This is a genomic window from Sulfitobacter delicatus, from assembly GCF_900102535.1.
Classification (GTDB): Bacteria; Pseudomonadota; Alphaproteobacteria; order Rhodobacterales; family Rhodobacteraceae; genus Sulfitobacter; species Sulfitobacter delicatus.
On the sequence record NZ_FNBP01000003.1, the window covers coordinates 308,134 to 334,675 of the forward strand.

A 26,542-nucleotide genomic window follows, 5' to 3' on the forward strand; every position below is an offset into this window, starting at 1 on the left:
TATGAAGGCCCGCCATGTATCGTTTCTCCCTCTCTGCCGCCGCTCTTTCCGCTGTCGCCGCTCCGCTTTGGGCGGATGTGCCTGCCGTCGCCACCGACATCGCCCCGGTGCATGCTTTGGTGTCGCAGGTAATGGAAGGCGTGGGTGAGCCCGCGCTTATCGTGCCGCCACGCGCGTCGCCCCACGGCTATGCCATGCGCCCCTCCGAAGCGCGGGCGTTGAGCGGTGCGGATCTGGTGGTTTGGGTCGGCCCGGCGCTGACGCCTTGGCTGGCCGAGCCCTTGGAGACGTTGGCCGGGGAGGCAAGCCATCTGGCGTTGATGGCGCAGGCCGGAACGCGGGTTTTGGAATTCCGTGAAGGCGCAACATTCGAGCCGCATGATCATGGGGATGAAGAAGAACACGGCGCGGAAGGGCACGATGGCCATGATCACGACGCGCACGACCATGATGCGCACGACCATGATGCGCATGATCATGAGGGCCATGACGATCATGCAGAGGACGATGATCATGAAGACCATGCCGACCACGACGATGATGCTCACGAAGACGAAGCACATGAAGAAGACGCCCATGAAGAGGCGGACGGCCATGCCCACGCCCATGGCGGCGACGATCCCCATGTCTGGCTCGACCCGCGCAACGGGCAGCTTTGGCTGGGCCAGATCGCTGTCGCCCTGGCCGAGCTAGACCCCGAAAATGCCGCAAAGTACCGCGAAAATGCTGCAGCGGCGCAGGCGGAATTGGCCGATCTGGAAGCTGAGATCGCTGAGAAACTTGCCCCGGTCCAAGGCCGCCCCTTCATCGTTTTCCATGACGCCTACCACTATTTCGAGGCGCGTTTTGACATCGAAGCCATCGGGGCCATCAGCGAAAACGACGCCCGTGCACCGGGTGCGGCGCGTGTGGCGGAGCTCCGGGCGTCGGTGCAGGAAAGCGGTGCCAAATGCGTCTTTGCCGAGCCGCAGTTCAACCCCGGTCTGATCGCCGCGGTGAGCGAGGGGCAGGGGGTCAAGACCGGCACGCTGGACCCGATTGGCGCGGAACTGGCGCCGGGGGCCACGCTCTATGCCGAGCTGCTGCGCGGGATGGCCGACAGCATGGCGGAATGCCTGTCGGACTAAGCGCCGACGCTAGACGGGGTTGCTGCGAAACCCGACAATCAGCTGGCGCAGTCCAAAGGCGGCGCCAGCAACGATTGAGGCCAGCGTGACCGGCCCGCTAAAGGCCAGCACTGAAATCGCGGAAATGCCTTGGCCGATGGTGCAGCCCATTGCGATCACCGCGCCGGTCCCCATCAGCCCCGCGCCAAAAATCTGGCGGCGCAACTCGCGCGGGTCTTCGCAGGCTTCCCAGCGGAAATGCCCTTGCCAGAGCGATCCGACAAAAGCGCCGACCCAGACACCCGCAACCGAGCCAATGCCAAAGCTCAGCGGGCGCACCGATCCCTGCATTGCATAGAGCAGCGATTCCCCAACCGGCGCGGCGTAGCTGTGCGACATCAGCGTCTGCGTGCCAAAGCCGTTGCGCGCAAGCCATGCGGTGCCAGCCCAGCCCGAAACCACGGCAAGCCCGGCGACGCTGCCCCAAAGTACCGCCCGCAGGTCGCGCCGAAAATCTCGTACGGCTAACATTAGCGCAATGAGGATCACCCCCAGCCCCATCCCGATCAGCGGGACCGAGCCGCCTGTCAGAGCGGCGAGCACATGGGCGATGCCGTCAGGCGGACCGTTGTTCAGGCTGCGCGGAAACAGCAACAGCCGCGCCGGGGCCAGCGGGCCGCTCAGCACCGCATAGGCGGTGAGCCCCATGACCAGCACGATGACAAAGGCCCGCAAGTCGCCGCCGCCAAGACGCGCCAGCGCGCCAAATCCGCAGGTGCCTGCCAATGCCATGCCATAGCCAAAGAGCAGCCCGCCCCCGATGGCCGGGGCCCAGGCAAAGCTGACACCAAGGTAGAAAGCGCGGTCGATGTTGATGAAGCCCAGAGCCGCCAAGGCAAAGCTGCCCAAGATCGCCACCCCAATGGCCAGCCCCCACATCCGCATGCGGTGGCCTGAGCCGCCGTAGAGCATATCTTCGATCGCGCCCAAGGTGCAAAACCGCCCCAGACGGGCAGCAAGGCCAAGCAACATGCCCCCAAATCCGCCCAGCAGAGCGGCGGTGAGCGGTTGGCCAAAAAGCTCAATCATCTTTGCAGAACAACTCGTAAACCAGTTCGAGCATCTTGCGCGGACGGTCGTCGGCCAGACGGTAGAAGATCGTCTTGCCTTCGCGCCGGGGCTCGACCAATCCTTCGAGCCGCAGCCGCGACAACTGCTGTGACACCGCTGCTTGGCGGCTGGAAAGCAGCGCTTCCAACTCGCTCACGGATTTTTCGCCCGACACCAGATGGCACAGGATCATCAAACGTCCCTCATGGCTGATCGCCTTCAGGAAGTTGGATGCCGTCACGGCATTGGTGAGCATCCGGTCCATGTCCTCATCAGACATATCGGCGGTGATGACGGGCAGGGCGGTCATTCGGTCTTGTCCTTATAGTCGGTCTTGTCCGTTAGCAGACGGTCGAGCAGGGGCCAAAAGAACTCCGGCCCCGGGTAGCCTTCGAGGCGGCCCAGTTCGGCACCCTCTTCGACCACCAGAAACGTCGGAGTAAAGACAACGGCACGGGCGGTGTCGACCGCGTCGCTCACGTCAGAGATGTCGACCCGGCGCAGCGGCGCGAATGCGCCTTCGGCGGTCTTGGGGTAGGCAGGCGCGATCTCTTCGTTCCAGCGCTGACAATAGACACAGCCGGGCTGTTCGACCATCACCAGTTCCACCGCCCAAGCGGGCAGGGCAGTCAGAGCCGCGAGGCTCAGGGCGGATAGTGTGCGGATCATCGGCTTGCCTGATTGACGTTTGGAGAACGCTCAACGTAATTTGAATATGAAATTTGATCAAGCGCTACGCGACATGACGCCGCGCCACGGGGGAAACCATGTTCGATATCACCTATGCAGGCGCCGTGCTTGCTGGTTTGCTCAGCTTCTTTACGCCCTGCATCCTGCCGATGGTGCCCTTCTACCTCAGCTATATGGCGGGGCTGAGCGTGACCGAATTGCGCGGCGCGGGGGCCATCGCGCCCGGCGCGCAGCGGCGGCTGGTGTTGTCGTCGCTTCTGTTTGCACTCGGTGTGACGACGATCTTTGTGCTCTTGGGCATGGGGGCTACGGCTTTGGGGCAGCTCTTTACCCAGTATCTTGAGCCGCTCAGCTGGGTGGCGGCGGCGATCCTTCTGGTGTTCGGTCTGCATTTCCTCGGGGTGATCAAAGTCCCGCTGCTCTACCGGGAGGCGCGGCTTGAGGGCGGCGGCAAGCCCACGTCGATCTGGGGAGCCTACATCATGGGGCTGGCTTTCGGCTTTGGCTGGACGCCCTGTGTGGGTCCGGCGCTGGCGGCCATTCTGATGATCGCGTCTGGCATGGGTGAGGTCTGGCATGGTGGGCTGTTGCTCGCCTTTTATGGGGCGGGGATGACTGCGCCCTTCGTCCTGGCCGCATTCTTTGCCAAACCGTTCCTGAACTGGGCCTCACGCCATATGGCGCTGGTGCAGAAGGTTGAGAAAGTGATGGGCGCGATGTTGATACTTTTTGCTGTGCTGATCGTGACCGGAGGGGTACAATTGATCGCAGATGCGATGATCCGTTGGTTCCCCAGCTTCACCAGCTTGGGCTAACCACATAAGGGAGGACGCTGATATGACTTTCACGAGACTGGTAACCGCGGCACTGGCCGCGACGCTGGCGCTGCCATTGGCTGCGGCAGAGCTGGGCGACGACGGGCTGCACAAGACCCCTTGGATGCGCGAGACCTTCAAAGACCTGCGCGAAGACCTTGATGAGGCCAATGCCGAAGACAAACGCTTGATGCTGATGTTTGAACAGCGCGGCTGCGTCTATTGCACCAAAATGCACGAAGAGGTTTTCCCGACGCCGGTGATCGCCGACTACATTAACGAGAATTACTTTGTCGTGCAGTTGAACCTCCATGGCGACATTGAGGTGACGGATTTCGACGGGGAGACACTGTCGGAAAAGCAGATGGCCCGGAAGTGGGGGATTCTGTTCACACCCACTATGATGTTCCTGCCGCAGGAGGTGCCAGAGGGGGCCACCGCACCGCAGTCCGCAGTGGCGGTGATGCCGGGGGCCTTTGGTGTGGGCACCACGCTGGACATGCTCACTTGGGTGAAGGAAGAGCGCTATACCCTTGAGGGAACAGAAGATTTCCAGCGCTACCACGCGCGGATGATCCAAGAGCGTGACAACGGCAGCACGGATTGACCCCCTTGGCCGGGCGGCGAAATCAGATAGCTATTCAAAAGTTTGAATTTGTTGTTGCGCCCTGCCGCCCGCCTGCCTTAGGGTCTTTGTAACCGGATCACACATCAACGTGATCGGCACTGGGAGGAAGTTTTCGATGATGAAATGGATTGTCGCTGCAATCGTGTCGGGCGCGCCGGTTCTGGCCGCCGCTGAAACCGTGGCACCCGCCGATGTCACCTTTGACGATTATGGCGCGGTGGAGCAATCGCTGACCGGGACACCGGGCGATCCGGCCAATGGCGCGGCCATCGTCGGCAATAAAAAAGCGGGCAACTGTGTGGCCTGCCACCAAATCAGCGCGCTGAGCGATGTGCCTTTCCAAGGTGAGGTTGGGCCGATGCTCGACGGTGCCGGGGACCGCTGGAGCGAAGCTGAACTGCGCGGCATCGTCGCCAACAGCAAGATGACTTTCGAAGGATCGATGATGCCGTCTTACTACAAGACCACCGGCTATATCCGGCCGGGCGATGGCTTCACTGGCAAGGCAGCCGAAGAGCCGCTGCCGCCGCTGCTCGAAGCCCAGCAGATCGAAGATATCGTCGCCTTTTTGGTGACGCTTAAAGAAGAGTAACGCGGACAGCCCGGCGCTCTGATGGGGGTGCTACGGGATGACCGGTGCAAGAAATCGCGGTGCTTGTGTGCCGTGGAATGGAATGACGGCGCGCTGCGCCGCAGACGAACAAGGAGAGTGAGAAATGAACTTCTCAAGACGTGAAACACTGGGCCTCGGCCTTGGCGCCATGGCGCTGACCATTCTGCCAATGGGCGCTTCGGCGGCAACTGTGGACGAGCTGATCGCGGAATTCACCGGCGGGGCCGATATGGCCGACACCGGCGTGACCCTGACCGCCCCTGAAATCGCTGAGAACGGCAACACGGTGCCAATCTCTGTCGAAGCAGAAGGCGCATCCGAGATCATGGTTTTGGCCACTGGCAACCCAACACCGCCCGTTGGCACGTTCAAATTCGGCCCGCTGGCCGGTTCGCGCAGCGCCTCGACCCGCATTCGCTTGGCCACGACTCAAGAAGTCGTCGCCATCGCCAAGCTGGAAGACGGTACATTCGCCCGCACCAGCGCAGAGATCAAAGTCACAATCGGCGGCTGCGGCGGTTAATTCCGCGCGCCCCATATACAGGAGTTTAAAAAATGGCAGAAGGTGTAACCCCTCGCGTCAAGGTCCCGAAAAAAGCTGATGCAGGTGAGGTCATTACGATCAAAACCCTGATCAGCCACCCGATGGAATCGGGTCAGCGTAAGGACAGCGACGGCAATGTCATTCCGCAGTCGATCATCAACCGTTTCACCTGCGAGTTTAACGGTGAGAATGTGATCGACATCAAGATGGAACCGGCAATGTCGACCAACCCCTATTTCGAATTTGACGCCAAAGTGCCAGAGGCCGGCGACTTCAAGTTCACATGGTATGATGACGACGGTTCGATCTACGAAGAGGTCAAATCCGTCGCGGTGGGCTGACCGACAGGTCAGTCACTTCGCGAGTGGTACAGGGAGGAAAGACATGAAATTTAAGGCAATGACCGCTGTGGCGGCGCTTTTGGTGGCCGCCCCCATTATGGGGATGGCGGACGAGGAAGCCGAGCTTGTCGTCAATGGCGAGATTGAGATGGTGACCAAGACCGAGCCGCCTGCGCATCTTGAGGGGGCGTTGCCGGAAATCATGTCTGGCTGGCGTTTCCGCTCGGATGAGACGCAGCAAACCCAGATGGATGACTTCGACAACCCCGGCATGATCTTTGTGGACCAAGCCCAAGCGGCTTGGGACACGGCCGAGGGCAGCGAAGGCAAGTCCTGCGCGTCCTGCCATAATGAGCCCGCTTCTTCGATGGAGGGCGTCCGCGCCGTCTATCCGAAGTGGAATGAAGAAGCAGGCGAAGTGCGCACGCTGGCGATGCAGATCAACGACTGCCGCGAAAACCAGATGGGTGCCGAGCCTTGGAAATACACCGGCAACGAGATGACCGCGATGGAGGCTCTGATCTCTATTGAATCGCGTGGCATGCCGGTGAATGTGGCCATCGACGGCCCTGCCCAGAGCGTTTGGGAAGAGGGCAAGGAGATGTACTACACCCGTTACGGTCAGCTGGAGCTGAGCTGCGCCAATTGTCACGAAGACAATTACGGGAACATGATCCGCGCCGACCACCTGAGCCAAGGCCAGATCAACGGCTTTCCGGTGTATCGTTTGAAAAACGCCAAGCTGAACGGCAGCCATGCCCGTTTCAAAGGCTGTGTGCGCGACACCCGCGCCGAGACTTTCAAGCCCGGGAGCCCCGAGTTCGTGGCGCTTGAGCTTTACGTCGCCAGCCGCGGCAACGGCCTTTCGGTCGAAGCACCTTCGGTGCGCAACTAAATTCAAAGCCGGGCTTACTGCCTGACATGATCCCGCCCCTCAAAAGGGGCGGGGCCTTTCCTTGTTTCTAACAGACGGAGCCTGACATGCTGTCTCGCCGTGATTTTCTGCAAATGTCCATGGCCGCGGCCTCCATCTATGGCGGTTCGGGCTTCGGTAACTGGGCGCGGCTGGCCGCGCAGGACAAGTTTGACCAAGACGCGCTGCTGGAGTTCGAGAAGTTCGGCAATGTCACCTTGATGCACATCACCGACATCCACGCGCAGTTGAAGCCGATCTATTTCCGCGAGCCGTCGGTCAACATCGGTGTGGGCGAGAACCGCGGCAAGGTGCCTCATATCACCGGCGAAGATTTCCGCCGTGCTTACGGCATCGGCGGCGGCACCCCGCTGGACTATGCGCTGACCTATGATGATTTCGTCTCGCAGGCACAGGCTTATGGCAAGGTTGGCGGGCTGGACCGCGTCGCCACCGTGCTGAACGCGATCCGCGCCGACCGCCCCGATGCGCTGCTGCTGGATGGTGGCGACACGTGGCACGGCTCGATGACCTGTCTCAAGACCGAAGGTCAGGACATGGTCAACGTAATGAACGCGCTGAAGCCCGACGCGATGACCTTCCACTGGGAATTCACACTGGGCTCCGAGCGGGTGCAGGAGATCGTCGAAGGGCTGCCCTTTGCCGCCCTTGGCCAGAACATCTTTGACGCGGAATGGGACGAGCCTGCCGAATTGTTCAAGCCTTACGAATTCTTCGAGCGCGGCGGTGTCAAGATCGCCGTCATCGGTCAGGCGTTCCCCTATATGCCGATCGCCAACCCCGGCTGGATGTTCCCGGAATACTCCTTCGGTATTCGCGATGAGCACATGCAGCAGATGGTCGACGAAGTCCGCGCGCAGGGTGCAGAACTCGTCGTCTGCCTGAGCCACAACGGCTTTGACGTCGACAAGAAGATGGCCGGGATCGTCAAAGGGATTGACGTGATCCTGTCGGGCCACACCCATGACGCGCTGCCGGAGCCTGTGCTGATCGGCGAGACCCATATTATCGCCTCCGGCTCGAACGGGAAATTCGTTTCCCGCGTCGATCTGGACGTGCGCGATGGCAAGATGATGGGCATTCGACACAAATTGATCCCGATCTTCTCTGATCTCATCACGCCCGACGCCGAGATCACCAAGCTGATCGACGCACAGCGCGCGCCTTATCTGGACGAGTTGACCCATGTGGTCGGCAAGTCTGACGCGTTGCTCTACCGCCGTGGTAACTTCAACGGCACGTGGGACGACCTGATCTGTGACGCGCTGCTGAGCGAGCGGGACGCCGAGATCGCGCTGAGCCCCGGTGTGCGTTGGGGGCCGTCGATTCTGCCGGGCCAAGACATCACCCGCGAGGACATTTTCAACGTCACCTCGATGACCTATCCAAACGCCTACCGCACGGAAATGACAGGGGAATTCCTGAAAGTCGTGCTGGAAGACGTGGGCGACAACCTGTTCAACCCGGATCCCTATTACCAGCAGGGCGGCGACATGGTGCGCGTCGGCGGCATGGGCTTCAAGATGGACATCGCCAAGCCGCAGGGTGAGCGCATCAGCGAGATGACCTTGCTGAGTTCCGGTGAGCCGATTGATCCGCAGCGCAGCTATGTGGTCGCAGGTTGGGCCTCGGTCAACGAGGGCACCGAAGGGCCGCCGATCTGGGATGTGGTGGAAAGCCATATCTCCAAACTGGGAACGGTTTCCGATGGTGCCCGCACCCCGGTGAAATACGTTCTGCCGAAGTAAGAAAAAGCAGAATGGGGGTTCTCATGAGGGAACAAATTCAATAAACTGAATTTGAACTTTTGAGGGCCACGACATGACTGACGAGAACCAAAATGGGCCATCGCGCCGTGCCTTTCTGACAGGCGCAGGCGCGGTGGCCGCGGGCACACTGGCTGGCAAGGCCAGCGCACAGGATGATCCCGCGATTGCGATTAAACCTTGGATGCAGGAACTGGGCGACGGCGTCGATGTCTCGCCCTACGGCATGCCATCTCCCTATGAGGAAGATGTAAAACGCCGCACCGTGGAATGGCTGACCGCCGACCCGGTAAGCTCGATCAACTTCACCCCGATCCATGCGCTGGATGGCACGATCACGCCCAACGGCATCTGCTTTGAGCGCCATCACTCGGGCGTGGCCAAGGTCGATCCGGCGGAACATCGCTTGATGATCAATGGCTTGGTGGACCGCGAGTTGGTCTTCACCATGGAAGACCTGATGCGCTTCCCGCGCGAGAACCACGTCTACTTCCTTGAGTGCGCGGCGAACTCCGGCATGGAATGGCGCGGTTCGCAGCTCAACGGCGTGCAGTTCACCCACGGCATGATCCACAACGTCCAATACACCGGCATCCCGCTGCGGCTGCTGCTCGAAGAGGCGGGCGTTCAGGCCGAGGGCAAGTGGCTGCTGGCCGAAGGCGCTGACGCTGCCGGTATGAGCCGCTCGATCCCAATGGAAAAGGCGCTGGACGATTGTCTGGTCGCCTTCAAGATGAACGGCGAAGCGCTGCGGCCTGAGCAGGGCTATCCGGTGCGCTTGGTCGTGCCCGGCTGGGAAGGCAACATGTGGGTCAAATGGCTTCGCCGTCTCGAAGTCGGCGATCAGCCTTGGCATCACCGCGAAGAAACCAGCAAATACACCGACTTGCTGGACGATGGCACAGCGCGTCGCTTCACTTGGGAGATGGACGCGAAGTCGGTCGTCACCAGCCCAAGCCCGCAGGCACCGATCACCCATGGCCCGGGGCCGACTGTGCTGACCGGTTTGGCATGGTCTGGCCGCGGCACGATTCCGCGGGTCGATGTGACCATCGACGGCGGCATCACCTGGCATGAGGCGCGGATGAGCGGACCAAGCACGCCCAAGGCGCTGCACCGTTTCTATTACGACTTTGAATGGGACGGCAGCCCGCTGCTGGTGCAAAGCCGTGCGCATGACAGCACCGGCTATGTCCAGCCCACCAAAGACCAGCTGCGCGAAATGCGCGGGCTCAACTCAATCTACCACAACAACGGCATCCAGACCTGGGCTGTTGATGCTGACGGAAAGGCCGAAAATGTCGAGATTTCTTAAACTTGCACTGCTGGCCAGCACGCTGGCCTCACCGCTCGCGGCGGAGCCCTTGGGCCTTGGCCGCCCCGCGACCCCCGAAGAGGTTGCCGTCTGGGACATCGACATTCGCCCCGATGGTCTGGGCCTACCCGAAGGCAGCGGTGACGTGGCCACAGGCGACGGCATCTACACCGAGAAATGCTCGGCCTGTCACGGCGTATTCGGCGAAGGCGCGGGCCGCTGGCCGGTGCTTGCGGGCGGGCAGGGCAGCCTGACCGACGCGCGCCCCGTCAAGACCGTGGGCAGCTACTGGCCCTATCTGTCGACCGTCTTTGACTACGTCCACCGGGCTATGCCCTTTGGTGACGCGCAGTCTTTGACCGATGATGAGGTCTATGCGATCACGGCCTATCTGCTCTATCTCAACGATGAAGTTGATGATGATTTCGTGCTGTCGTCCGAGAACTTTGCCGAGGCGCGTTTGCCCAATGAGGACGGCTTCAAGCCGGATGACCGGATGGAAGTCGAATTCCCCGCGTTCAGCGAAGAGCCTTGCATGACGGACTGTAAGCCTGAGGTTGAGATCACCATGCGCGCTGCCGTATTGGATGTGACACCTGAGGAGACAGCGGCCAAGGAAGCGGCGGAGAAGGCCGAGGCCGAAACCCCTGAGCCCGCGGCGGAAGAAGCGGCGTCTGAAGCGACCACCGAAGAAGCGCCCGCAACCGAAGAAGCGCCCGCAACCGAAGAGGCAGCCGCCCCTGAGGAAGCCCCCGCTGAAGCTCCTGTCGAAGTCGCCGAAGCCCCCGCTGCCGATCCTGCGATGATCAAGGCGGGCTCCAAAGTCTTCCGCAAGTGCAAATCCTGCCACCAGATTGGTGCCAAAGCGAAAAACCGTGTCGGCCCCGTGCTGAACGGCATCGTTGATGGCCCGGCAGGCGCGGTCGATGGGTTCCGCTATTCCAAAGCGATGGAAGCGGCGGCTGAGGAAGGTCTCGTTTGGTCTCACGACGAATTGAGCGCCTTCTTGGCCGATCCCAAAGGCTACATGAAAGGCACCAAAATGTCCTTCCGTGGTGTGCGCAAAGAGGAAGATATCGAAGCGCTGATCGCCTACCTGCGTGACGCGTCGGAGTGATCTGACAGATTAGGGAAAACTGACGTGCCTGCCCCCCTTGAACCCCCATACCGGGGGGACTAATCTCTGGGTAACAGTTTTGCGGGTATGGTCCCGCGAACAGGAACTGAGGCAGGCACGCATGAACGACCCGATCAATACTTACATGAATACGCTCGTCCCAATGGTGGTTGAACAGACCAGCCGGGGCGAGCGTTCTTACGACATTTTCTCGCGGCTGCTGAAAGAACGGATCATCTTCGTCAACGGGCCGATCCACAGCGGGATGAGCCATCTGGTCGTCGCCCAGCTTCTGCACCTTGAGGCGGAAAACCCTTCCAAAGAAATCAGCATGTATATCAACTCGCCCGGTGGCGAGGTGACGGCGGGTCTGTCGATCTATGACACGATGCAATACATCAAGCCCAAGGTTTCCACCCTGATCTGCGGCATGGCGGCCTCCATGGGGTCGGTCATCGCGATTGGTGGCGAGAAGGGGATGCGGTTTGCGCTGCCCAATGCCGAGGTGATGATTCACCAGCCTTCCGGCGGCTCGCAGGGCATGGCCGAAGATATCCTGATCTCGGCGCGCCATATCGAGCGCACCCGTGAGCGGATGTATCAGCTTTACGTCAAACACTCCGGCCAGCCGCTCAAGACGGTGCAAAAGGCATTGGACCGTGATCTGTGGATGACGCCCGAAGAGGCCAAAGAGTGGGGTCATCTTGACGAGATCGTTGAGAGCCGGGGCAAGGCGGATGATGCCGATGCTGCGGGCAAGGGCAAGAAAGACAAGTAATTGACGGACCCGGCGCTGCATATTTTGCGATTGTAGCGCCGGGATCACTGGCCTAAGCTTGAGGCCAAACATCGCGGCCCTAAGTTTAGGGCGGACATACACGACAGACCTGAAAGGTTTGAGATGGCGAATACTTCCGGCAACGACAGCAAGAACACGCTCTACTGCAGCTTCTGCGGCAAGAGCCAGCACGAGGTGCGCAAGCTGATTGCGGGGCCGACCGTGTTCATCTGCGACGAATGCGTCGAGCTGTGCATGGATATTATCCGTGAGGAAACAAAGGCTTCGGGCCTCAAGGCGACTGACGGCGTGCCGACACCCCGCGATATCTGCGGCGTGCTGGACGACTATGTGATCGGTCAGGCCATGGCCAAGCGGGTGCTCTCGGTGGCTGTGCATAACCACTACAAGCGTCTGAACCACGCCCAGAAGGGCGGCGATATCGAACTGGCGAAATCCAACATCTTGCTCATTGGCCCCACCGGCTGCGGCAAGACGCTGTTGGCGCAAACGCTGGCGCGGATCTTGGATGTGCCCTTTACCATGGCCGATGCCACCACGCTGACCGAGGCCGGTTATGTGGGTGAGGATGTTGAGAACATCATCCTCAAGCTGCTGCAATCGTCTGAGTACAACGTCGAGCGGGCGCAGCGCGGCATTGTCTATATTGACGAAGTCGACAAGATCACCCGCAAGTCGGAAAACCCCAGCATCACCCGTGATGTGTCGGGCGAAGGCGTGCAGCAGGCGCTCTTGAAGTTGATGGAAGGCACCGTGGCTTCCGTGCCGCCACAGGGCGGGCGCAAGCATCCGCAGCAGGAATTCCTGCAGGTGGACACCACGAACATCCTCTTTATCTGCGGCGGTGCTTTTGCCGGTCTCGACAAGATCATCGCGACCCGCGGCAAGGGGTCGGCCATGGGCTTTGGCGCCGATGTGCGCGACCAAGACGCACGCGGCATTGGCGAGATCTTTACCGATCTGGAGCCGGAAGATCTGCTCAAGTTCGGTCTGATCCCGGAATTCGTGGGCCGTCTGCCGGTTCTGGCGACGCTCGAAGATCTTGACGAAGACGCGCTGGTGACGATCCTAACCGAGCCGAAGAACGCGTTGGTCAAACAGTACCAGCGTCTGTTTGAGCTGGAGGACACGCAGCTGACCTTTACCGATGACGCGCTGCAGGCGATTGCGAAACGCGCCATTGAGCGCAAGACCGGTGCGCGTGGTCTGCGGTCGATCCTCGAAGACATCCTGCTCGACACGATGTTCGAACTGCCGGGTCTGGAGACTGTGACCGAAGTGGTTGTGAACGAGGAGGCCGTGACCTCTGAGGCCAAGCCGCTGATGATCCACGCGGACAGCGAAAGCAAAGAGCCCGCAACCGCAGGCTAAGACCTGCGACGGGTGAAAGAGAGTAGGGCGGGCCGAAAGGCTCGCCCTTTTTCGTTGAGTTTGGCGGATGCCCTACGGGTTGGCGTAGCGGGGCGTTTCGTGAACTTCCGCAGGGAAGTATCCTGCCATCATGTCCTGCGGCCCTAGCCCAAGGGACAGGCACACCCCGGCCCGCTGCAGTTTTGCCATCTCCGCTCGGTCGAAACGGAACGTTATCTCGTAGATGCTGCGCAGGGCTGGTTCCGGATTGTCGGACTGAAGCACCTCTTGCAAAATGGTCCTCAACTTGCCGCGATAGCCGCGGGACGACAGGCGCCACTCCAGCTTTGCACGCCAGTTCCCATAGCCTTGGTCGATGAAGTGCAGAAGATAGGCACCTTGCTCCCGTCCCAAGATCACATCAATGACAGCCTCATTATCCGGGGTCTGCAAGAAGTGCTGGCGGACCGTGTGGCCGATTAGGCCAGTGCGGGTGACAGACTTGCCATTCCAATGACCGCTCAGCCCACGCCGCTTCTGCATCGCGTCCGCAAGCTCGCCATAGACGGCGCGGCGGCACCAAGGCGGCATCTCGGTGCGGAAATGCATTTGACCTTGGACCTGAAGACACTGGATGCGTTCAGCAGGGCGGATCAGCAGTGCCCTGACGTGCGCGGGCTGGGCCGAGACTTCGTCTTTCAGGCTGCGCCCTTCGAGATAAAGCAACTCATCCGCGTCGAGGTTCAAAAACCAGCCGGGCGGAAGCCGGTCATAGACATATTGCATCGCCGCGTTCTGCCGCAGGGTGAAACGGGCGTCTGGCGCGACATTGGCTTCGGCCCAAAATGCTTGGGTGCAGGGGATCGTCAGGACTTTCTCATGCGATTTGAGGATGTCGATCGCCGGATCGAAAGGGTCATCAAAGCAGAGAGCGAGACGGTCGACGCCCTGAGCAAGATGCCAGTTCACAAAGCGCATAGTGGTCTCAAGCGGCTCGCGCAGAATGGCACCCAGCACTAGCATTTAGCGTGCTCTAATTGGGTTGCTTTGCCTGCCAAGCTGCTCATAGCGCTCAGTCCTTTCTTCGGTGGACTTTGGCTATTGTTGTACGCTTGTTCTGTTTGACGCGCAGGGATTGGCGGCCCCACGCGACAGTTTAATTAACGTTGTTGTCTTCTAGTTACAGTTGAATATCGGGTGCCTCGTACTGCTGCCTCACGCCTTCTCCGGCACAACCTCGAACTTGGCGCCCAAACGAGCAAGGACATCCTTCTGGTCCAATTCCGCCCAAGGCTTCCCACCGCTATCGATAAAGCCCGACTGCGCAAGATCCTCCTGCAACGCGGGCATGTCCAACTCGCCCATCCACAACCGCGACTTGGCCTTGCCCAGCGGCTTCCATGACCGGGTAAGATGGCAGAGCGTCGCGGGGGTGATCCCGGCGAAACTTTGCAAATGCTGTTCCAACCCCCGCGTGGCCGAGGACGGGCGGCGCACGACAATAGCGACTTGCTGTTCGGGGCGGGCGACCATTGCAAGCAGATGCAGGGCCGAGCCCTCTGCCGCGATGATCTGGCGCGCGGCTTTGTAGACTGCGATCTGCTCGCGCAGCCCATGTTTCTCGGGGTGGAAGATCGTATAGCCCTGTTCCGCCAAAGCGGCTTCCAGCGCCTCTTCCCCAATCAGATTGCCGCGCCCCGCAGGGAGTTTGCTGCGGCTGATATAGAGTTTCTCCGGTCCCTCAGGCGCAATGTCTTTCGCAAAGCGCCGCGCGATGGTGTCGCGGAAGGGCTGGGTGCCGGGGATCAGGCTGCCGAGGCCGAAACCTTGGCCGGGCACGATCAGCCGCTCCACACGGGCGGGGGCGTCGAGGCTGACCACAGGCTTGTCGCACCCAAGCAGTTCAACGAAGTCGCGTTGATAGCCCGCAACTTCGCCACCGTTTCGGGCGCGTTTGGGGATAAAGAGAATGCCGTCGATCTCTTCATCGAGATGATCCAGAGCCCAAAGCCGCGAGCTGCTCTCCACCAGAAAATGCCCAAAATGCATCCACAGCACGCCGCCCCAAAGCCACGTGCCAGCACGTTCGGCCACATCACCCTGCGGCATCTCCGGCGGCGTGGTCAGCGCCCGGCCATTGCGCCAGAGCGCTGCCTGAGGGCAGGGGCGTCCGTCGCTTTGCAAAACCCCCGCAGGCTGCACCAGCCCGCCGGTTTGTGGTGGCATAACCAGGGCGTTGTCGAATGTCTTGATCTCGGTCGTCCAACCGCCTTCGGGCACAGGCGGGCGTTCTGCGGGGTCGAAGCTGCAGGCCCAAACACGGCGCGTGCAGAGACCCGGTTCCTTGCGGAAGCCCGCGCTTTCGAGAATACGTTTGCACTCGCGCATCCCTTCGCGGCCATAGGCCTCGGGGTGGAACTCAATCACCACCGCGCGCAGCCCGTCCAGGGAGGCATGACGCAGAAACTCCAACTCGCCGCCCTCAATGTCCATCAACAGCACATCCGGCGCAAAGGCGCGGGTGATTTCGCTGTAGGCGATGGTGGGAACTTGCACTTCGGTTGTGGCGCGGCTGTCGCTGTCGATAAGGGAGGAGCCGAGGAAGGAATTGCGCACGTGGAAAGGCATGGTCTCAGGACGCTCTGGCGCACTGATGACGACCTGATTGTGCACGGCAATGGTGTCTTGCAGCCCGTTCAGTTCGTAGAGGGCGCGGATATGGGGGATGAGGGCAGGGTTGGCCTCAAACGACAGCACAGCCTCGGGCGCGCCGTTGTGCGCGGCGATGGCGCCGACAAGGCCCAGACCGGCGCCCATTTCCATCACCCGGTCCCCGGGGCGGATGACAGCCAGCGCGCCGTCGATCTCTTGCCCCTCGTAGCGGCCTGCGTTGATCCGCTCGATGCGCTTGTCATTAAGAAAAGGCGAATGCGGCACCTGCACACCGTGGCATTCTGCGGCCGCCTGCGGGATCTGTTCTGCCTGTGTCATTGCTGCCCTCTCGTTTTGGCAAACCCTAGCCGCCTGCGCTCTCTGCGCCAAGCACCTTCGCGCCGAGGCTGGACGCCACGGCCCCCATGGTGCATATAACGGACAACAGGAACGGAGACCTCGATGGGCATTCTCAATTCACTTTTGCGCAGCGTGACATGGTGGAACGGCCAGACGTTGAACACCCAGTTTTTCACCTGGCGCAAGGGCAGCAAAGTCGGCGAAGACGCGCAGGGTAACATCTATTACCGCAACGCGGATGACAGCAAACGCTGGGTGATCTTCAATGGTGAGGCCGAGGCAAGCCGGGTGAGCCCCGATTGGCACGGCTGGCTGCACCGCACTTGGGATGAACCGCCGACCGACAAGCCGATGGTGCATAAGCCTTGGGAAAAGGCCCATGTCGAGAATCGCACCGGTACGGCCATGGCCTATGCGCCTGCGGGGTCTTTGCGCCGGGCCGAGCCGGTTGAGCGCAAGGACTACGAAGCGTGGCAGCCTGAGTAAGGCACGGCCAGCACTGTAGATTTCAGAACAGCAGGTAGGGTGATGAGACAGCTATTTCTGGCGACAGCCCTCTTGGCCGCATCGGCCTTTGGGCCGGTGCAGGCGCAGGATGCCGCAGAGGTGGCGAGCGCTTCGGGCGGCGTGTTGCGCGCATTGGATAAGATTTCCGGCGATACCGTCGATCTTGAGGTCGCGACCGGGGCGTCGACGACTTTGGGCAACCTGCAGATTGCACTGGTTGATTGCCGCTATCCCGTGGGCGACCCGGCGGCCAATGCCTATGCGGCGCTTGAGATCACGGAGACGGGCAAGCCCGGCGCGTTGTTCTCCGGCTGGATGATCGCCTCATCCCCCGCACTGAACGCGCTAGAGCATTTCCGCTACGATGTCTGGGTCATTCGCTGCACGACGTCATGAAGGCTTCGCTGGGGCGGGGCTGTGAAATCGGCATGTCCGAGTTTCGCGTCTTCTAGCTGCGCGTGATAAGCGGCGCGGCTGATCTCTATCGCGCCCAAGGACGCCAGATGGTCCGTCAGGAACTGCGTGTCGAACAGGGTAAAGCCCGCACGGTTGAGCCGATCCACCACAGCCGCCAGCGCCATCTTGGATGCGTTGGTCCGGCGCGAGAACATGCTCTCGCCAAAGAACGCCCGGCCTAGTGTGACGCCGTAGACCCCACCGACCAGCGCGTCGACCTCCCAGACCTCCACCGAATGGGCATGGCCTGCGCGGTGCAGGGCGCTGTAGAGGGCGGTGATCTCACTGTTGATCCAGGTGTCGGCGCGGTCGGCGCAGCCCGCGACGACCCCGGCGAAGTCGCGGTTGATGGTGGTGGTGAAGGGGGTGCGCCGCATTGCGCGGGCGAGCGAGCGCGAGAGGTGAAACCCGTCCAGCGGCATCACCCCACGCCTGCGCGGATCGACCCAGAAAATCTCCGGGTCGTCCCGATGTTCGGCCATGGGGAAAATCCCCATGGCATAACCGTGTAGCAAGATTTCGGGCGTCAGCTCCGACATCGGCGCGGCGTCAGGCGTTGCCGAGGTTGGTTTCCAGCCAGTGCTCCAGCCAGTGGATGTTATAGCCACCCGATTGCACATCTTCCTCAGCCAAAAGCGCGTGAAAGAGCGGCACCGTGGTGTCGACACCGTCGACGATCAACTCACCCAAGGCCCGTCCCAGACGCGCCAGCGCCTCGGGCCGGTCGCGGCCATGGACGATGAGCTTGCCGATCAGGCTGTCATAGTAGGGCGGGATCGAATAGCCGTCGTAGAGCGCGCTATCCATCCGTACACCAAGACCGCCCGGCGCGTGATACTGCGTGATCCGGCCCGGGCAGGGCGCGAAGTTCGGCAGTTTCTCGGCGTTGATGCGGACCTCAATAGCGTGGCCGTTGATGGTCAGATCGTCTTGGGTAAAGAACATCGGCAGGCCTTCGGCCACGCGAATCTGTTCGCGCACTAGATCGACGCCAAAGATCGCTTCGGTCACTGGGTGTTCCACCTGAAGACGGGTGTTCATCTCGATGAAATAGAACTCGCCGTTTTCATAGAGGAACTCGATTGTGCCCGCGCCGATGTAGTTGATGTTCGCCACGGCGTCCGCACAGACCTTACCGATCCGGGCGCGCTCTTCTTCGGTGATGGAGGGGCCGGGGGCTTCCTCAAAGACTTTCTGGTGGCGGCGCTGCAGCGAGCAGTCGCGCTCGCCCAAGTGGACTGCATTGCCCTTACCGTCGCCAAAGACCTGAATTTCGATGTGGCGCGGGGTGGTGAGGTATTTCTCGATATAGACTTCGTCATTGCCGAAGTTCGATTTGCCCTCGGCCCGCGCAGTCTGGAAGGCTTTTTCCATGTCCTTGGCGGTCTGGGCGACTTTCATGCCCTTGCCGCCGCCGCCTGCCGTGGCTTTGATGATGACCGGATAGCCGATCTCTTCGCCCAAGCGCTTGGCTTCTTCCAGCGACGCGACGCCGCCTTCGGAGCCGGGCACGCAAGGCACGCCGAGCTTTTTCATCGTGTCCTTGGCGGTGATCTTGTCGCCCATGACGCGGATGTGCTCGGCGGTCGGGCCGATGAAGGTCAAGCCGTGGTCTTCGATGATCTGCACGAAGTTGGCGTTTTCCGACAAGAAACCATAGCCGGGGTGGATCGCTTCGGCCCCGGTGATTTCGCAGGCCGCGATGATCGCCGGGATCGACAGGTAGCTTTGCGTCGAGGAGGGCGGACCGATGCAGACGGATTCGTCGGCCATGCGCACATGCATCGCGTCACTGTCGGCGGTGGAATGCACCGCGACCGTCTGGATGCCCATTTCGCGGGCCGCGCGGATGACGCGCAGGGCGATCTCTCCACGGTTGGCGACTAGGATTTTGCTGAACATGATCTGCCCTTATTCCATGATCACCAGCGGTGCGCCGAACTCAACCGCATCGCCGTCACCGACGAGGATGCGCTTAACGGTGCCAGCGCGGGGGGCGGGAATGTGGTTCATCGTCTTCATGGCTTCGACGATCAGAAGTGTGTCACCTTCGGAGACGGACGCACCGACAGTGATGAAGGGCGGCGCACCGGGCTCACCCTGCAGGTAGACCGTGCCAACCATGGGCGAGGTCACCGCGCCGGGGTGATCCGCAGGATCGGCATCCGCAGAAGCAGGCGCGCTTGCAGGGGCGCTGGCCGGTGCAGCGGCAGGTGCGGCTGCGGCAGGGGCGGCTTGATACTGCTGCTGCGGGGCGGCCATGATCTGCTGCGGCGGCTTGCGGCTGACGCGCACGTTCAGGCTGTCGTCCTCGGCGTAATCGCGTTTGACCTGAAGCTCAGTCAGGTCATTTTCATTCAGCAGCTCGGCGAGGGCCTTGATGAAGGCCACGTCACTGTCATGGGTGTTTTTTGTCATTGGATCCTCGAAGATTTCGACAGGCCAGCAGCCCGTCGCTGCGCGATTGATTGTGCTCGCTTATAGGGCATGGGCAAAGCCATGAAAAGCCAACTGTTGTCTAGGGGCTTAAGGCTTGGCATCTTCGCCGAAACGCGAGGGAGGGCGGAGCGATGAACCTGGCACATTGGCTGGAGCGCCGGGCGGTCTTAGCGCCGGACCGGGCAGCGCTGTTTAACGGTGGGGCTGTTTTTACTAACTATGCAGGCTTTGCCGCGCGCGCCCGTGCCGTGGCAGGGTGGTTGCAAGCGCAGGGCCTGCGGCCCGGCGACCGGGTGGCGATTTTCATGCGCAACGCGCCGGACTATCTGATTGTGCTTTATGGCATTTGGTATGCCGGGGCCGTGGCGGTGCCGATCAATGCCAAGCTGCACGGCAAGGAGGCCGCCTTTATCCTCAGCGATTCCGGCTCGGGTTTTGTGTTCGCCAGCGCGGCGCAGGCGGAGGCTTTGGCCGCGGCGGAAGTGGAGGCCCGCGTGCTTCACGTGCCGGGCGCAGACTATGACAGGGTTCTTTCGGCGCCGCAGGTATCTCAGATCGCCCCCCGCGCGCCTGACGATATGGCGTGGCTCTTCTACACCTCAGGCACCACCGGGCGGCCCAAGGGGGTGCAGATCACCCATGGCATGCTGATGTCGATGGCGCTCTGCTATGAGGCGGATGTGGACCAGACCCATGCAGAGGACGCAGCACTCTATGCCGCCCCAATGAGCCACGGTGCCGGACTTTATGCCCTGATGCATGTGCGCGTCGGCGCGCGGCATGTCTTTCCGCCCTCGGGTGGGTTTGACCCAGTCGAGATCCTCGATCTGGCCGAGGCGTTGGACCGCGTTCATATGTTCGCCGCGCCCACCATGGTCAAACGACTGACGGAATATGCCCAAACGGCAGGGCGCGACGGCAGCGGGTTGCGCACAATCGTCTATGCCGGCGGGCCGATGTACAACGCCGACATCATCGCGGCAGAGGCGCATTTCGGGGCGGTCTTTGTGCAGATCTACGGGCAGGGTGAATGCCCGATGGGAATCACCGTGCTGCCGCGTGCGGATGTGTCGGAGCGCAGCGCCTCCGGGTGGCGGGACCGGCTTGCCTCGGTTGGCTACGCGCAATCGGCTGTGGAACTGCGGATCGGCGATGCCGAGGGCCAGCCGCTGCCCCCCGGCGAGGTGGACGAGATCATGGTGCGCGGGGCGACGGTGATGCCCGGCTATTGGAACAACCCCGAGGCGACCGAGAAGACGTTGCGGGATGGCTGGCTGATGACCGGCGACATGGGGTCGCTGGACGCGCAGGGCTATCTGACGCTGCAAGACCGCAGCAAGGATGTCATCATCACTGGCGGCTCGAACGTCTATCCGCGTGAGGTGGAGGAGGTGCTGTTGTAGCACCCGCAGGTGCGCGAGGTCTCCGTGGTGGGACGCGTGCATTCCGATTGGGGCGAGGAGGTCGTGGCCTTTGTCGTCGGCGACGCGCCCGAGGCGGAACTGGACGCGCTCTGTCTCGCGCAGATTGCGCGGTTCAAACGGCCCAAGACCTATCTGCGGCTGGCGGAGCTGCCCAAGAACAACTACGGCAAGGTGCTGAAGACGGCCCTGCGTGAGAGGCTCTGACGGCGGTCAGATCGCCAGATACTCCGCCCGCAACTCGGCATTGTCGAGCACCTCTGCCGCCGTGCCGTCAAAGACGATGCCCCCGGTGTCGAGGATCACGGCCCGGTCCGCCAGTTTCAACGCGCGCACGGCGTTTTGCTCGACCAAGATCGTGGTGATGCCCTGTGCTTTGATCAGCGCCAGCGTCTTTTCGATCTCGTCCACGATTACTGGGGCAAGCCCTTCGTAGGGTTCATCTAGAAGCAGCACCTTGATGTCCCGCGCTAAGGCCCGCGCAATCGCCAGCATCTGTTGTTCGCCGCCCGAGAGGGTGGTGCCCTCTTGGTTCTTGCGCTCGCCCAGACGGGGGAAGAGGTCATAAAGCCGGTCCAGTGACCAGCCGATGGGCGGGGCGATCTGGGCAAGCTTGAGGTTTTCCTCCACCGTCAGCCCCGCAATGATGCGCCGATCCTCTGGCACCAGCGCCAAGCCCGCCGCCGACGCCTGATGGCTGGCCATATTGTGCAGCGGCTGGTGGTCGAGCCAAATCTCGCCGCGCTTCAGTTCCGGGTCGCTCACCCGCGCAATGGCACGCAGGGTCGAGGTCTTGCCCGCGCCGTTGCGGCCCAAAAGCGCAAGAATCTCGCCCTCATGGACGTTAAAGCTCACCCCCTGCACGATATAGCTTTCGCCGTAATAGGCGTGAATGTCCCAGACCGAGAGGAAGGCCGGGGCGGTTTGGGCGTGGTTGGCGTTTTTGTGAAGCGTGTCGGTGCTCATCAGGGTGTCCTTGCGGTTCGGCGACTGGGGCCAAGAGGGGAGTTGGTATCAGGCGGCGTCTTGGCTCTCGCCCAGATAGGCTTCGCGGACTTTCGGGTGGCCCTTGATCCGGTCCGGCGTGTCTTCGACCAGCGGGGTGCCTTGGGCCAGCACGGTGATGCGTTCGGCGAGCGAAAAGACCACATGCATGTCATGCTCAATGATGGCGATGGTGATGTCGCGCTCATCTTTGATCTGTTTCAGCAGGTCGATGGTGTTGTTGGTATCGGCCCGCGCCATCCCGGCGGTGGGTTCGTCCAAGAGCAGCAAGCGCGGGTCTTGCGCGAGGCACATGGCAATCTCCAACCGCCGCTTGTCGCCGCGTGACATGGCCGCCGCGTGCATGTGGCGTTTGTCGATCATATGCATGTCGCGCAGCATTTCCTCGGCCTTGTCGATCATGTCCTGCTGGCCCACGACCCGCGACCAGCCATTGAGCTGAAACGCCCCATCGCGCTTGGCGAGGCAAGGAATCAGCATGTTCTCCATCACCGTCAGATCGCCAAAGATTTCCGGCGTCTGGAACACGCGGGAGATGCCCATCTGGTTGATCTCATAGGGTTTGCGCCCCAGCACCGATTGCCCGTCGAACATGACAGAGCCGGTGTCGGGAATAAGCTTGCCCACCAGACAGTTTAGCAGCGTGGATTTGCCCGCCCCGTTGGGACCGATGATCGCATGGACAGAGTTCTCCGCCACGCTGAGATTCACATCGCTGAGCGCCTGCAACCCGCCAAAGCGCTTGCCGACATTTTTGACTTCGAGAATGGCCATCAGGGCGCTCCTATTCTGCGGCTTCGTTGCGCTGTTTGGCGGCGTCGGCTTCGACCGAGCCTGCGTTGCTGTCTTTGCGGCGGAAGACACGCCCCAGACGTTGGCCGCCTTCAACCAACCCACCGGGGAGGAAGATCACGACCAGCATGAACAGAAGGCCGAGGGTCAGATGCCAGCCCTTGCCGACGAAGGGGTGGATGATCGCGACCATCGCATCTTCGATCCCGTCGGGCATGAAGGCGAACCAGCCATGCAAGACGTTGTCGTTGATCTTGGCAAAGATGTTTTCAAAGTACTTGATGAAGCCCGCACCCAGCACTGGGCCAATCAAAGTGCCCGCGCCGCCAAGGATCGTCATCAGCACGACTTCGCCAGAGGCGGTCCACTGCATCCGCTCGGCCCCGGCAAGCGGGTCCATCGCAGCCAGCAGACCACCGGCCAGCCCGGCATACATGCCAGAGATGACAAAGGCCGCCAGCGTATAGGGCCGCGTATTCAGACCGGTGTAGTTCATCCGCTGCTGGTTCGACTTCACCGCCCGCAGCATCATGCCAAAGGGCGAACGGAAGATGCGGATCGCCAGATAGAAGGCGAGGATCAGAAAGACCGCGCAGAAGTAGTAGCCAACCGAGAAGGTGAAGGTCCAACTGCCGAAAAACAGCGTGGTCGACGAGTTCATCGCCGCGCCAAAGAGATTGGGGAATGAAGGCGCATCCACGGACTGGAGATACTGCGGATCGGAGGTGTAGATCTGCAAGCCGGTCTCCCCATTGGTGATGGGGGTCAGCACCGAATAGGCGAGGTTGAACGACATCTGCGCAAAGGCCAGTGTCAGGATCGAGAAGTAGATGCCCGACCGCCGGAGGCTAATAAAGCCAATCAGCGCTGAAAACAGCCCCGCCATGATCACCGCCAGCACGAGGGCAGGCACGACGTTGTAGCTCAGCAGTTTGAACATCCAGACAGCAGAGTAGGAACCGACACCGAGAAAGGCTGCGTGACCAAAGGAGAGATAGCCGGTTAGCCCAAAGAGGATGTTGAACCCGATGGCGAAGATGCCAAAGATCACAAAGCGTTGCATCAGGTCCGGATAGCCCGCGTTAAACTGTGCAAGGCCCGAATCCGCCGGGAAGGGATTGAGGATGAAGGGGGCAAAGAGCGTCAGTAAGATCACGACCCCCAAGAGAAGCGTATCGCGTTTTTCCAGTCCGAACATGTCTTATTCCTCCATCACGCCGCGGCGGCCCATCAGACCGCGGGGACGGACCAGCAAGATCACGATGGCCACGACGTAGATGATGATCTGGTCGATACCGTAGATGATGCTTTTGATTTCATTCATGGAGGCGAGGCTTTCGAGGATGCCCAAGAGGAACCCCGCCAGCACAGCGCCGGGTAGCGAGCCCATGCCGCCGACCACCACGACAACGAAGCTCAGCACCAAAAAGTCCATGCCCATGTGATAATTGGGTGAGTTAATCGGCGCGTACATGACGCCTGCCAGACCTGCCACGGCGGCGGCGATGCCGAACATGATGGTAAAGCGGCGGTCAATGTCGATGCCCAAAAGGCCCACTGTCTCACGATCCGCCATACCGGCGCGGACAACCATGCCGAAGGTGGTGAACTGCAAGAAGGCAAAGACCGCGGCGATGATGACGGTAGAGAAGCCGAAATAGACCAAACGCCAGTAGGGGTAGGCCAGCGAGGTGTCCAAGCCCAAGAGCGGCGCGAAGTCGAAGCTGCCTTTGAAGACTTCGGGCGCGGGCGTGGGGATCGGGTTGGCACCGTAGAAATACTTGACCACTTCCTGCAGCACGATGGCGAGGCCGAAGGTCACGAGGATCTGATCCGCATGGGGGCGCTTGTAGAAATGCTTGATCAGCCCGCGTTCCATGACGAAACCGATGAACAGCATCACCGGGATCGCAAAGAGGATCGCCAGTGGCACTGACCAGTCGATGATAGACGCCCCGACCTCCGGCCCGAACCAGTTCTCGACATAGGGGGTTTTTACTTTCAGCGGGTTGCCCAGAAAATCCTTCTGGGTCTCGTCAATCGTCTCGACGCTCAGCGTTAGCAGCCGTTGCAGCGTGACCGAGCAGAAGGCCCCGATCATGAACAGCGCGCCGTGGGCGAAGTTGACGACGCCAAGCGTGCCAAAGATCAAAGTGAGGCCAAGCGCAATCAGCGCATAGGCCGAGCCCTTGTCGAGCCCGTTGAGTATTTGCAGAAGAACAGCGTCCATGGACCCCACCTGTAAGGGATGCGTTCACATGAGGGCGGGCCTCATGTGGTGAAAAGGGGCGCGCTGGGGAGCGCGCCCGCAAGGTTCAGTAGATCAAGCGCCCGGGTTGCACTTGCCCAGCTCGCCACCGGCGAACATTGGGTGGTCGGGGGCATATTCGACCTGCGCACGCGGAGTGACTTCGACGATTTCCAGCGTGTCATATTCGTTGGTCGGGTTTTCCTTGCCCTTCATGACCAGCACGTCTTTAAAACACTGGTGGTCGTCGCCGCGATAGAGCACCGGACCGTTGCCGAGACCGTCGAACTCAAAGTCCTCCAGCGCTTCGACCACACCGCAGGGGTTGAAGGTGCCCGCACGTTCCACCGCATCCGCATAGAGCAGCGTCTGCACATAGCAGGTGTGCGCGGAGTTGGAGGGCGGACGGCCGTACTTCTCACCAAAGGATTTCACAAAGGCTTTGGAACCCTCATCCTGCAGCTGCCAGTTCCAATTCATTGAACCGATCACGCCTTGCACGTTGGCACCGGCACCGGCGGCCATGAGCTCGGAATAGAGCGGCACGACGATCTCGAACTTCTTGCCGTTCACCTCCTTGTCCAGTAAGCCGAACTGAACCGCGTTGGTCAGCGAGTTCACCATGTTCCCGCCGTAGTGGTTTAGGACCAGCACATCGGCACCGGAGTTCAGCACCGGCGCGATGTAGGACGAGAAGTCCGTGCTCGCCAGCGGTGTCAGCACGTTGTTGACGGTCTCCCAACCCATCGCCTCGGTCGCGGCGGCGATGGATTCCTGCTGGGTCCAGCCCCATGTGTAATCCGCCGTCAGGTGGTAGGCGCGGCGGTCTTCGCCGTAGGCGTTCTTCAACACCGGGGCGAGGGCGGCGGCGGACATGTAACCATTAAAGAAGTGGCGGAAACCATTGGCTTTCTTGTCTTTCCCGGTCGTGTCGTTCGAGTGCGTCAGACCGGCCATGAAGATCACGCCCGCTTCCTGACACAGACCCTGCACAGCCACAGCCACGCCCGAGGACGAGCCGCCGTTGATCATCACAGCGCCATCTTTTTCGATCATCGCCTTGGCCGAGGCGCGGGCCGCGTCGGATTTGGTTTGGGTGTCGCCGGTGACATACTCGACCTTCTTGCCCAGAATGCCGTTCCCTTTCAGCGCCTTGGAGCTGAAGGTGTTCATCATGCCGCCGTCGCCCTCACCGTTGAGGTGCTCGACTGCCAGTTCCTGAGCGCGCAGCTCATCCAGACCTTCTTCGGCATAGGGGCCGGTCTGGGGCACGTTGAAGCCCAGCGTGACGGTGCTGCCCGTGGGGGCATTGGTAAAGCCCGCGTGATTTTCGGCGCGCAGATACGTCGGCAGCGCCAGCCCGGCACCGGCAACAGCGCCGGTCTGAATCAGCCCGCGGCGTGTCAGTTTCGTAAACGACATGAAGTCCTCCCAAATTTTTATGAGCCATGGCAACGGAACCTCCCCCCGATGCCACGGCGCGCAAGAATGCAAAGAAACTATGGCGCGGAAACTGAAAACCGATCAATAAGCT

General features: G+C 61.2%; 27 protein-coding genes and 1 pseudogene. 15 read left to right on the top strand and 13 right to left on the bottom strand.

Features of this window, described 5'->3' with window-relative positions:
- The first annotated feature begins 14 nt into the window (after window positions 1-14).
- Window positions 15-1,127, top strand: coding sequence for a zinc ABC transporter substrate-binding protein (locus BLS57_RS07875; RefSeq protein WP_093740929.1), 1,113 nt, complete (start codon window positions 15-17; stop codon window positions 1,125-1,127).
- Between the two features lie 9 nt (window positions 1,128-1,136).
- Here the strand turns inward: BLS57_RS07875 and BLS57_RS07880 are convergent, their stop codons facing one another.
- From BLS57_RS07880 to BLS57_RS07890, 3 genes are read right to left on the bottom strand one after another with little or no spacing between them, the layout of a single operon-like run.
- Entirely contained in the window at window positions 1,137-2,195 is a 1,059-nt protein-coding gene (locus BLS57_RS07880; RefSeq protein WP_093740931.1) for a YeeE/YedE family protein, read from the bottom strand.
- A complete protein-coding gene (locus BLS57_RS07885; RefSeq protein ID WP_093740933.1) occupies window positions 2,188-2,526 on the bottom strand; it encodes an ArsR/SmtB family transcription factor in 339 nt (112 codons plus the stop codon). Before BLS57_RS07885 ends, BLS57_RS07880 begins: the two co-directional genes overlap by 8 nt.
- Window positions 2,523-2,885, bottom strand: coding sequence for a thioredoxin domain-containing protein (locus BLS57_RS07890; RefSeq protein ID WP_093740935.1), 363 nt, complete (start codon window positions 2,883-2,885; stop codon window positions 2,523-2,525). The genes BLS57_RS07885 and BLS57_RS07890 overlap by 4 nt, the downstream gene beginning before the upstream one ends.
- Window positions 2,886-2,983: 98 nt before the next feature.
- On the opposite strand from BLS57_RS07890, the gene BLS57_RS07895 reads away from it, so the two are divergent.
- The 11 genes from BLS57_RS07895 (at window position 2,984) to clpX (ending at window position 13,149) form a co-directional block, all read left to right on the top strand.
- Window positions 2,984-3,721 (top strand): cytochrome c biogenesis CcdA family protein, encoded by a 738-nt coding sequence (locus BLS57_RS07895; RefSeq protein WP_093740937.1) that lies wholly within the window; start codon window positions 2,984-2,986, stop codon window positions 3,719-3,721.
- A 22-nt stretch (window positions 3,722-3,743) separates the two neighbouring features.
- Entirely contained in the window at window positions 3,744-4,328 is a 585-nt protein-coding gene (locus tag BLS57_RS07900) for a thioredoxin family protein (protein ID WP_093740939.1), read from the top strand.
- Window positions 4,329-4,467: 139 nt separating this feature from the next.
- A complete protein-coding gene (gene soxX, locus BLS57_RS07905) occupies window positions 4,468-4,941 on the top strand; it encodes a sulfur oxidation c-type cytochrome SoxX (protein ID WP_093741218.1) in 474 nt (157 codons plus the stop codon).
- Window positions 4,942-5,065: 124 nt separating this feature from the next.
- The gene (gene soxY, locus BLS57_RS07910; RefSeq protein WP_093740941.1) at window positions 5,066-5,485 is read left to right on the top strand and encodes a thiosulfate oxidation carrier protein SoxY; all 420 of its coding nucleotides are present in this window, start codon (window positions 5,066-5,068) and stop codon (window positions 5,483-5,485) included.
- Window positions 5,486-5,517: 32 nt separating this feature from the next.
- Window positions 5,518-5,847 carry a thiosulfate oxidation carrier complex protein SoxZ gene (gene soxZ / locus BLS57_RS07915; RefSeq protein ID WP_093740943.1) on the top strand — a complete coding sequence of 110 codons (330 nt, stop codon included), beginning with the start codon at window positions 5,518-5,520 and terminating at the stop codon, window positions 5,845-5,847.
- Between the two features lie 43 nt (window positions 5,848-5,890).
- Complete coding sequence (gene soxA / locus BLS57_RS07920) at window positions 5,891-6,742, top strand: sulfur oxidation c-type cytochrome SoxA (RefSeq protein WP_093740945.1); 852 nt, start codon at window positions 5,891-5,893, stop codon at window positions 6,740-6,742.
- Between the two features lie 86 nt (window positions 6,743-6,828).
- Window positions 6,829-8,529, top strand: a complete 1,701-nt coding sequence (gene soxB, locus BLS57_RS07925; RefSeq protein ID WP_093740947.1) for a thiosulfohydrolase SoxB — start codon at window positions 6,829-6,831, stop codon at window positions 8,527-8,529.
- A gap of 73 nt (window positions 8,530-8,602) precedes the next feature.
- Complete coding sequence (gene soxC, locus BLS57_RS07930) at window positions 8,603-9,862, top strand: sulfite dehydrogenase (RefSeq protein WP_093740949.1); 1,260 nt, start codon at window positions 8,603-8,605, stop codon at window positions 9,860-9,862.
- Complete coding sequence (locus tag BLS57_RS07935; RefSeq protein WP_093740951.1) at window positions 9,846-10,979, top strand: c-type cytochrome; 1,134 nt, start codon at window positions 9,846-9,848, stop codon at window positions 10,977-10,979. Before soxC ends, BLS57_RS07935 begins: the two co-directional genes overlap by 17 nt.
- Before the next feature lie 121 nt (window positions 10,980-11,100).
- A complete protein-coding gene (locus tag BLS57_RS07940; protein ID WP_093740953.1) occupies window positions 11,101-11,757 on the top strand; it encodes an ATP-dependent Clp protease proteolytic subunit in 657 nt (218 codons plus the stop codon).
- Between the two features lie 123 nt (window positions 11,758-11,880).
- On the top strand, window positions 11,881-13,149 hold the full coding sequence (clpX, locus tag BLS57_RS07945) for an ATP-dependent Clp protease ATP-binding subunit ClpX (RefSeq protein WP_093740954.1): 1,269 nt from the start codon (window positions 11,881-11,883) through the stop codon (window positions 13,147-13,149).
- Window positions 13,150-13,221: 72 nt separating this feature from the next.
- Here clpX and BLS57_RS07950 read toward each other — a convergent pair whose 3' ends face one another.
- Window positions 13,222-14,151, bottom strand: a complete 930-nt coding sequence (locus BLS57_RS07950) for a glycosyltransferase family 2 protein (protein ID WP_093740956.1) — start codon at window positions 14,149-14,151, stop codon at window positions 13,222-13,224.
- 192 nt (window positions 14,152-14,343) lie between these two features.
- Complete coding sequence (locus BLS57_RS07955) at window positions 14,344-16,119, bottom strand: FkbM family methyltransferase (RefSeq protein ID WP_093740958.1); 1,776 nt, start codon at window positions 16,117-16,119, stop codon at window positions 14,344-14,346.
- A 123-nt stretch (window positions 16,120-16,242) separates the two neighbouring features.
- Between BLS57_RS07955 and BLS57_RS07960 the strand changes: the two genes are divergently transcribed.
- Window positions 16,243-16,626 carry an NADH:ubiquinone oxidoreductase subunit NDUFA12 gene (locus BLS57_RS07960; protein ID WP_093740960.1) on the top strand — a complete coding sequence of 128 codons (384 nt, stop codon included), beginning with the start codon at window positions 16,243-16,245 and terminating at the stop codon, window positions 16,624-16,626.
- 42 nt (window positions 16,627-16,668) lie between these two features.
- The gene (locus BLS57_RS07965; RefSeq protein ID WP_093740962.1) at window positions 16,669-17,043 is read left to right on the top strand and encodes a DUF2155 domain-containing protein; all 375 of its coding nucleotides are present in this window, start codon (window positions 16,669-16,671) and stop codon (window positions 17,041-17,043) included.
- On the opposite strand, the gene aat is transcribed toward BLS57_RS07965, so the two are convergent.
- From aat to accB, 3 genes are read right to left on the bottom strand one after another with little or no spacing between them, the layout of a single operon-like run.
- Window positions 17,007-17,642, bottom strand: a complete 636-nt coding sequence (aat, locus tag BLS57_RS07970; RefSeq protein WP_093740964.1) for a leucyl/phenylalanyl-tRNA--protein transferase — start codon at window positions 17,640-17,642, stop codon at window positions 17,007-17,009. The genes BLS57_RS07965 and aat overlap by 37 nt on opposite strands.
- Before the next feature lie 10 nt (window positions 17,643-17,652).
- Window positions 17,653-19,005 (bottom strand): acetyl-CoA carboxylase biotin carboxylase subunit, encoded by a 1,353-nt coding sequence (gene accC, locus BLS57_RS07975; protein ID WP_093740966.1) that lies wholly within the window; start codon window positions 19,003-19,005, stop codon window positions 17,653-17,655.
- A 9-nt stretch (window positions 19,006-19,014) separates the two neighbouring features.
- Window positions 19,015-19,521, bottom strand: coding sequence for an acetyl-CoA carboxylase biotin carboxyl carrier protein (accB, locus tag BLS57_RS07980; RefSeq protein ID WP_093740968.1), 507 nt, complete (start codon window positions 19,519-19,521; stop codon window positions 19,015-19,017).
- A 152-nt stretch (window positions 19,522-19,673) separates the two neighbouring features.
- Here accB and BLS57_RS07985 point away from each other — a divergent pair.
- Window positions 19,674-21,170: pseudogene (locus tag BLS57_RS07985) on the top strand (class I adenylate-forming enzyme family protein).
- 6 nt (window positions 21,171-21,176) lie between these two features.
- Here BLS57_RS07985 and BLS57_RS07990 read toward each other — a convergent pair.
- From BLS57_RS07990 to BLS57_RS08010, 5 genes are all read right to left on the bottom strand, one after another.
- Entirely contained in the window at window positions 21,177-21,929 is a 753-nt protein-coding gene (locus BLS57_RS07990) for an ABC transporter ATP-binding protein (protein WP_093740970.1), read from the bottom strand.
- 48 nt (window positions 21,930-21,977) lie between these two features.
- Window positions 21,978-22,742, bottom strand: a complete 765-nt coding sequence (locus BLS57_RS07995) for an ABC transporter ATP-binding protein (protein ID WP_093740972.1) — start codon at window positions 22,740-22,742, stop codon at window positions 21,978-21,980.
- 10 nt (window positions 22,743-22,752) lie between these two features.
- Window positions 22,753-23,958, bottom strand: coding sequence for a branched-chain amino acid ABC transporter permease (locus BLS57_RS08000; protein ID WP_093740974.1), 1,206 nt, complete (start codon window positions 23,956-23,958; stop codon window positions 22,753-22,755).
- A 3-nt stretch (window positions 23,959-23,961) separates the two neighbouring features.
- Window positions 23,962-24,990 (bottom strand): branched-chain amino acid ABC transporter permease, encoded by a 1,029-nt coding sequence (locus BLS57_RS08005; protein ID WP_093740976.1) that lies wholly within the window; start codon window positions 24,988-24,990, stop codon window positions 23,962-23,964.
- A gap of 93 nt (window positions 24,991-25,083) precedes the next feature.
- Entirely contained in the window at window positions 25,084-26,430 is a 1,347-nt protein-coding gene (locus BLS57_RS08010) for a substrate-binding protein (RefSeq protein ID WP_093740978.1), read from the bottom strand.
- Window positions 26,431-26,542 lie beyond the last annotated feature (112 nt).